We start from the raw sequence: 6,309 nt of genomic DNA on the forward strand, positions 1-6,309 counted from the left end.
CTTGTTTCTGGCGCCTGTTCTTCGTGGCGCGTGTCAGGCGATCTCCGCGCCTGGGGCAGTCGCCTGGCCTATTTGCTCAACCGCGCACCGCTGAAACCTGCGGAACGGATGCGGAGCAACGCCTTTTCCGCGCCGACGGTATAGGGGCCGGAAAGCACCACTTTGAAAGGCTGGCCCTTGCGGGTGACGGTGCCGAGCAGCGTCGGCAATCCGGTGGCGGCCTGCAAGGCACGGGCGACTTCGCGGGCCTCTGCCGGGTCGGCGAATGTCGCCGCGCGCACATAGCGCTGCGCCGCGGGCTGCGTGACCTCTGGCAACACCGCGTCGCTGGCCGAGCGGGTCGAAAGCCGCGTCACCACAGGCGCAAGGCCGGAGCTCGCAACGGCCGCCTGCCCCTGGCGGAGCTTGAATGGGGTTTTATCCAGCGCAGGCACCACCGCGCGGCGCGGCACCCCATCCTGCCAGACCTGCGCCATCTGCGCATCCCCGGCAGCCGTGCCAACGCCCCGCATCGGGTTCAAGCGGTTGTCATCCCGCTCGGCCAGCACATAGCCCTGCGGCACCATGATCCCGGCGCTCAGGTTGCCTTGCTGCACCGTGCGCTCGGCGCGGCGCGGGTTCATCCGCCCGTCTTCCCAGGCGGCGCGATAGCCCTCGGGCACCGTCAAATCTGCGCTGAGGCGGCGTTCCTGATAGACATGCGTCGGCAGGATCCGGGTGTTGGGCGTCAGGCTGCTGAGCGGATCTTCGGTTTGCGGCCCGCACCTTACATCGGCGCTGTTGTTGATATATTGCTGGCTAAGCGCCGAAGCCCCGGGGCAGCGCCCGCCCGTGGTCGAGGGCGCTGGCACGACAGGCGCAGGCGGGGGCGCGACCCTGCGGGCCGGTTTTGCCATCTGCGGCACCGGCTGAACCGGACGCGCCGGCACAATGACTGGTGTCGCGGCACCGGTGGAGGTGCTGGCCGGGCTGCGCTGCGGTTTTACCGCCGCGGCGACAGGCGGGCGCGATGCGGTGGCCTGGGGCTGATCGGCTTCTGGCAGGGTGATAAGCTCGGGCGCCGGCGCACTGGCAGGGCGGCTGGTTGCGCCTGCGATCTGGGTCGGCTGCGCCCCACAAAGCTGCTTGCGCGCGCGGTCCACACGCGGCACCCAGGTCACATTGCCATCCACCCCGGCGCGAATAAAGACACAGCCCTTGCTGTCGACAAACTGCCGCCCCCTGTAGGAGGCGGGCGGGAATTCTGCCGGTTGCGCCGAGGGCCGAATGGTCTGCGCCTGAACGCTCCCCCCAAGACCCGCAACCAAGATGATGGACACTGCCGCAATTCTAGTAAATTTCATGGCCCCACCCCACAACATATGGCGCGAGACTGCCTCAAAATTGACATAGAGTAAAGATTTGCCGGGCCGCCGTGCGAAACTAATCCACAATGCGGCGGCGCTGTTGCATCCCCGCCCCCTGCGACGGCAGGGGAGACGGGAATACAGCCCGCACCATGCCCGGCAATCGGCATGGTGCAGCGCGCAAAACGGCCTACTTGGTGCCGAACATCCGGTCGCCCGCATCGCCGAGACCGGGCATGATATAGCCCTTCTCGTTCAATTCGCGATCCAGCGAGGCGGTGACGATCGGCACATCGGGGTGCGCCTCTTTCATCCGCGCCACACCCTCGGGCGCGGCCAGCAGGCAGAGGAAGCGGATATCGGTGGCGCCTGCCTCTTTCAGCAGGTCGATCGCCGCCACCGAGGAGTTCCCGGTCGCCAGCATCGGATCCACCGCGATCACCATCCGGTCCGAGATCTGCTGCGGCACCTTGAAGTAATATTGCACCGGTTGCAGGGTTTCCTCGTCACGATAGAGCCCGACAAATCCGACCCGCGCCGAGGGCACCAGCTCCAGCACCCCGTCCAGCATGCCGTTGCCCGCGCGCAGGATCGACACCAGCGCCAGCTTCTTGCCCGCCAGGATCGGCGCTTCCATATCCTCCATCGGGGTCTCGATGCTGGTGGTGGTCAGCGGCAGCTCGCGGGTGACCTCATAGGCCAGCAGCTGGGTAATTTCGCGCAGGAGCTGGCGGAACTCCGAGGTAGAGGTGGCCTTGTTGCGCATGATGGTCAGCTTGTGCTGCACCAGCGGGTGGTCAACGACGGTCAGATGGTCACTCATCGGGCGGGCTCCTTTTTATACCGGGCTGTCATAAGCTTTGGGGCTGCGGGCAGGCAAGGCGTTATTCGCGCGCGCCAAGGAAGGACCGCCCCGGCCCCTGCGCAGGCACGCCCAGATGCGCCGCAACCGAGGCCGCGACATCGGCAAAACGCACCGCCCCGATAGAGCCCGCCCCCGCCCCGGCGATCAGCACCGGCACCTGTTCGCGGGTGTGGTCAGAGCCCGGCCAGCTCGGGTCATTGCCGTGATCCGCGGTCAGGATCAGCAGATCGCCTGCGTGCATCCGCTCGATCACCCGGGCGATTTCACCGTCGAACCACTCCAGCGCCCGGGCGTAGCCCGAGATATCGCGGCGATGGCCATAAAGGCTGTCGAACTCGACAAAATTGGCGAATGTCAGGCTGCCTTCTTCGGCGTTTTCCACCGCGTCGCGAAGGTGGCCCATCAACGCCGCATCGGAGCCTTTCTTCAGGGTATCAATGCCTTGCATGGAAAAGATATCGCCAATCTTGCCGATGCCATGCACCCGGCCGCCAGCGGATTGCACCCAATCGGTGAGGATCGGCGCGGGCGGTTTGATGGCATAGTCGCGCCGGTTCGTGGTGCGCGCAAAGCCGTCAGTCGGGGTGCCGACAAAGGGGCGCGCGATCACCCGGCCCACCTTGCGCGCATGTAGATAGGGCGCGATGGCCTCGCAGAGCGCCAGCAAGCGTTCAAGGCCAAAGACCTCCTCATGGGCGGCGATCTGAAACACGCTGTCGGCAGAGGTATAGCAAATCGGCCAGCCACTCTGCATATGCTCTGCGCCCAGTTCGGCGATGATGGTGGTGCCGGAGGCATGGCAATTGCCCAATATGCCCCCGGTGCCGGCCGCAGCGGTGACATGGGCGATCAGATCGGCGTCAAAGGCCGGGCCCTCCTCGGGAAAATAGCTCCAGTCCCAGGGCACCGGCAAACCGGCCAGCTCCCAATGGCCCGAGGGCGTATCCTTGCCCGCGCTCACTTCAGCCGCCGCCCCCCAGAGCCCGCCTGGCACCGCATCGAGCCCCGGCGCAGGCTGACCGGAGGCCAGCCGCAGCGCAGCTCCCAGCCCCAGCCCATCCAGCGTCGGCAGGCGCAAGGGACCGCTGCGCCCCGCCTCTGCCCGCCCCTCGGCGCAGGCCTGGGCGATATGGGCCACCGTATTGGCCCCCAGATCCGGCAGATCCTTGTTGAAATAGGCGCCTGCGTCGGGCGCGCCGCCAATGCCAACCGAATCCATCACCACCAGAAACGCCCGCGTCATCCCGTGATCCTTTCATGCAGCAGCGGCGGCAGCCCGGGGGCCACAGGCGCAACGCTGACCGCCGCCCGCAAGGCCAAGGCCGCCTCTTGCGCAACATCGGCGCGGGCGGCGTGGATCCGGGCAAGGACATCGCCCTTGGAAGCTTTCGCGCCCAGGGGCAGCAAATCGGAAATCCCCACCGCGGGGTCCACCTTGTCACTCTCGACCATGCGACCACCGCCCAGACGCACCACCAGAAGCCCAAGCGCCTCGCCCTCAATGGCGGAGATATAGCCCGCCTCCTCGCAGGTGACCTCCAGGATCACCGGCGCCTCGGGCAGGCAGGCTGCCCAGTCCTCGGCAAACCCCATCGGGCCGCCCTGCGCCGCCACCATGCGCGCAAAACGCTCCGCCGCGCGGCCATCCTCCAGCACAGCGGCGATCTGCGCCTCGCCCGCTGCGGCGGTCTCGGCCAGACCGGCCTGATGCAACAGCGCGCCGCCAAGAGCGGTGGTGATGTCAAAAATCGCGCCCCTGCGCTGGCCGGTCAGCACCCGCATGACCTCTCCGATCTCCAGCGCATTGCCAAGGCTCGGCACCAGCGGCTGGTTCATATCGGTAATCAACGCCTGCGTCGGACAGCCTGCGGCATTGGCAGTTTCCACCAGGGATGTGGCCAGCGCCCGCGCCTCATCAAGGGTTTTCATAAAGGCGCCGGAGCCGATCTTGACGTCCAGCACCAGCGCCTCCGGGCTGGCGGCAAGTTTCTTGGACAGGATCGAGGCGGTGATCAGATCGAGGCTCTCCACCGTGGCCGTCACATCCCGCACCGCATAGAGCCGCTTGTCCGCTGGCGCGATCCGGTCCGTGGCCCCCACGATGGCACAGCCGACATCGCCCACGATGCGGCTCAGCCGATCTTGCGAAACCTGGGTGCTGAGGCCCGGAATGGCCTCCAGCTTGTCCAATGTGCCGCCCGTGTGCCCGAGCCCCCGCCCCGAGATCATCGGCACAAAGGCACCGCATTCCGCCAGCGCGGGCGCCAGCAGGAGCGACACGCAATCGCCCACCCCGCCGGTGGAGTGTTTATCCACCACCGGCCCGGGCAGATTCCAGCGCAGCACATCGCCGCTGTCGCGCATCGCCAGCGTCAGGGCGTTGCGGGCGGCGGGTGGCAAGCCGTTCAGGCAGACCGCCATGGCAAAGGCCCCGGCCTGCGCATCGCTGACCTCGCCAGAGGCCAGACCCTGCGCAAACCAGGCCAGTTCCGGCGCGGTGGGCACCCGTTTCAGTCGCAGCTTTGCAATCACCGCACGCGCATCCATCGGGATCAGCTCCGTTCCATATAGCCCGCGTCAAAGGCCCCGGGCAGCAGGTCGCCGATCGTGGTCTGCATCTCGACCCCCTCCGTGGTGGCCAGGGTGACCGGCACCGCAACCGCGCCGAATTCCTTCAGCTTTTGACGGCAGCCGCCGCAGGGGGGCACGGGGCTGGGGCAATCCGCGATCACATAGGCCTCAATCAGCTCAGTCTCGCCTGCCGCCACCATCGCCGCAATCGCCCCTGCCTCGGCGCAGGTGCCCTCGGGATAGGCGACGTTTTCAACATTGCAGCCCACATAGACGGTGCCGGATTTTGCGCGGATCGCCGCGCCCACCTTGAAGTTGGAATAGGGCGCATGGGCGTTTTCGCGCACTGCGGCGGCCGGGCGACGCAGCGGGTTGCCAGAGGTCTCGGCGGCGTTTTGGTCGGTGGTGGACATGGGTCTCTCCCTCTTGGCCCCGGGCGGGGGCATGTTTGCGATGCTGTTGGGGCTCGGTTCTCGTCGAATTTGACCAATCGGTCAAACCCGAAAAGCACCGGCCCCCTGGCAGGCTCCGCCGCCTAGTCAATCAAGGTGCGGAAGCGTCCCGGCAGGGTCACCTCCAGCAGCTCCAGATCGTCAGACGCGGCGCTGAGCCGTGTTTTCATATGCGGCGGGATCACAAAGGCATCGCCCTGCTCCAACTCATAGGGCGTGCGCCCCTCGCCCTCCAGCGTCACGCGTCCCGACCTCACAAAGGTGAAATGTATATCGGTATCATGCGCGGCCCAGGGGCTGGTGCCGCCGCCGGGTGCCGGGCGGATCACCTCGACCCCGGCAACGCCCTTGGTGTTCTCGGCGATGGTGGTGTCACGGCAGATGAAGCCCGGCAGGCGGAAGTCCTGCCATTCCGCCCCTTCGGCCCGATTGTAGACAAAGCGCTGGCCCTGCCATTCGCGATCAGGGCGCAGCTGCGCGGTCGGCAGGGTCATCTCGTGGTCGATCTCGGTGACATGTTCGGCGGGCACACCGATCTCGATGACCTGCACATTGTCGCTGGCCTCCAGCACCCGATGTCGAATCTCCGGCGGCTGGATAAAGCAATCCCCCTCCGTCAGACGCATCTTGTCGCCCTGATCTTCATAGACCACATCGACCCAGCCGTGGATGCAGAAGATAAGCTGAAAGCCGACCTTGTGGTAATGCACCATATCCGGCACCGGGCCGCCATCGGGGATGCGGATATGGCTGGCAATGATCGAGCCCCCCAGCCGGTCGGGCACCAGATCGCGGTAATGCATGCCAGCCCGGCCGATGATCCAGGGCGCCTGATCCTTCAGCCGCCGCACAACGAAGCTATGCGCGGTGGTGGGCATCACCAGCGGCGGGTTGCGCTCCTCGATGAGGATCTCGGTGCCATTGGGCGCGGTGAGGTTGCGCGCGCCGTCGGCAAACGCCTCGGGCTGTTCGGTCAGGATGCGGATCACGCCTGGCGCGGTTTCGGCATCGCGATCAATCCGCAGCCGCAGCCCATGGCCGGAAAACACCCCGACCCTGGGGTCATCCGCCGGGT

At 66.6% G+C, this 6,309-nt stretch carries 6 protein-coding genes; all 6 read right to left on the reverse strand.

The annotated features are described in order from the left end of the window. Nucleotides 1-68: 68 nt before the first annotated feature. The gene (locus HCZ87_RS19055) at nucleotides 69-1,343 is read right to left on the reverse strand and encodes an SPOR domain-containing protein (protein ID WP_167646414.1); all 1,275 of its coding nucleotides are present in this window, start codon (nucleotides 1,341-1,343) and stop codon (nucleotides 69-71) included. Between the two features lie 193 nt (nucleotides 1,344-1,536). Further along, nucleotides 1,537-2,169 (reverse strand): uracil phosphoribosyltransferase, encoded by a 633-nt coding sequence (gene upp, locus HCZ87_RS19060; protein ID WP_167646416.1) that lies wholly within the window; start codon nucleotides 2,167-2,169, stop codon nucleotides 1,537-1,539. Between the two features lie 61 nt (nucleotides 2,170-2,230). Further along, nucleotides 2,231-3,454 (reverse strand): phosphopentomutase, encoded by a 1,224-nt coding sequence (locus tag HCZ87_RS19065; RefSeq protein WP_167646418.1) that lies wholly within the window; start codon nucleotides 3,452-3,454, stop codon nucleotides 2,231-2,233. Then, nucleotides 3,451-4,758 (reverse strand): thymidine phosphorylase, encoded by a 1,308-nt coding sequence (locus HCZ87_RS19070; RefSeq protein WP_167646420.1) that lies wholly within the window; start codon nucleotides 4,756-4,758, stop codon nucleotides 3,451-3,453. Before HCZ87_RS19070 ends, HCZ87_RS19065 begins: the two co-directional genes overlap by 4 nt. A gap of 5 nt (nucleotides 4,759-4,763) precedes the next feature. Further along, nucleotides 4,764-5,195, reverse strand: a complete 432-nt coding sequence (locus HCZ87_RS19075) for a cytidine deaminase (RefSeq protein ID WP_167646422.1) — start codon at nucleotides 5,193-5,195, stop codon at nucleotides 4,764-4,766. A 122-nt stretch (nucleotides 5,196-5,317) separates the two neighbouring features. Further along, the coding region (locus HCZ87_RS19080) for a cupin domain-containing protein (RefSeq protein ID WP_167646424.1) at nucleotides 5,318-6,309 on the reverse strand (992 nt) is incomplete at its 5' end.

It is taken from the genome of Phaeobacter sp. HF9A, from assembly GCF_011806385.1.
Classification (GTDB): domain Bacteria; phylum Pseudomonadota; class Alphaproteobacteria; order Rhodobacterales; family Rhodobacteraceae; genus Epibacterium.

Bases quoted from the DNA above. Each gene is read 5' to 3' on its own strand.
- HCZ87_RS19075 (WP_167646422.1), bottom strand. From the start codon at position 5,195: ATGTCCACCACCGACCAAAACGCCGCCGAGACCTCTGGCAACCCGCTG.
- HCZ87_RS19065 (WP_167646418.1), bottom strand. From the start codon at position 3,454: ATGACGCGGGCGTTTCTGGTGGTGATGGATTCGGTTGGCATTGGCGGC.
- HCZ87_RS19070 (WP_167646420.1), bottom strand. From the start codon at position 4,758: ATGGATGCGCGTGCGGTGATTGCAAAGCTGCGACTGAAACGGGTGCCC.
- HCZ87_RS19055 (WP_167646414.1), bottom strand. From the start codon at position 1,343: ATGAAATTTACTAGAATTGCGGCAGTGTCCATCATCTTGGTTGCGGGT.
- upp (WP_167646416.1), bottom strand. From the start codon at position 2,169: ATGAGTGACCATCTGACCGTCGTTGACCACCCGCTGGTGCAGCACAAG.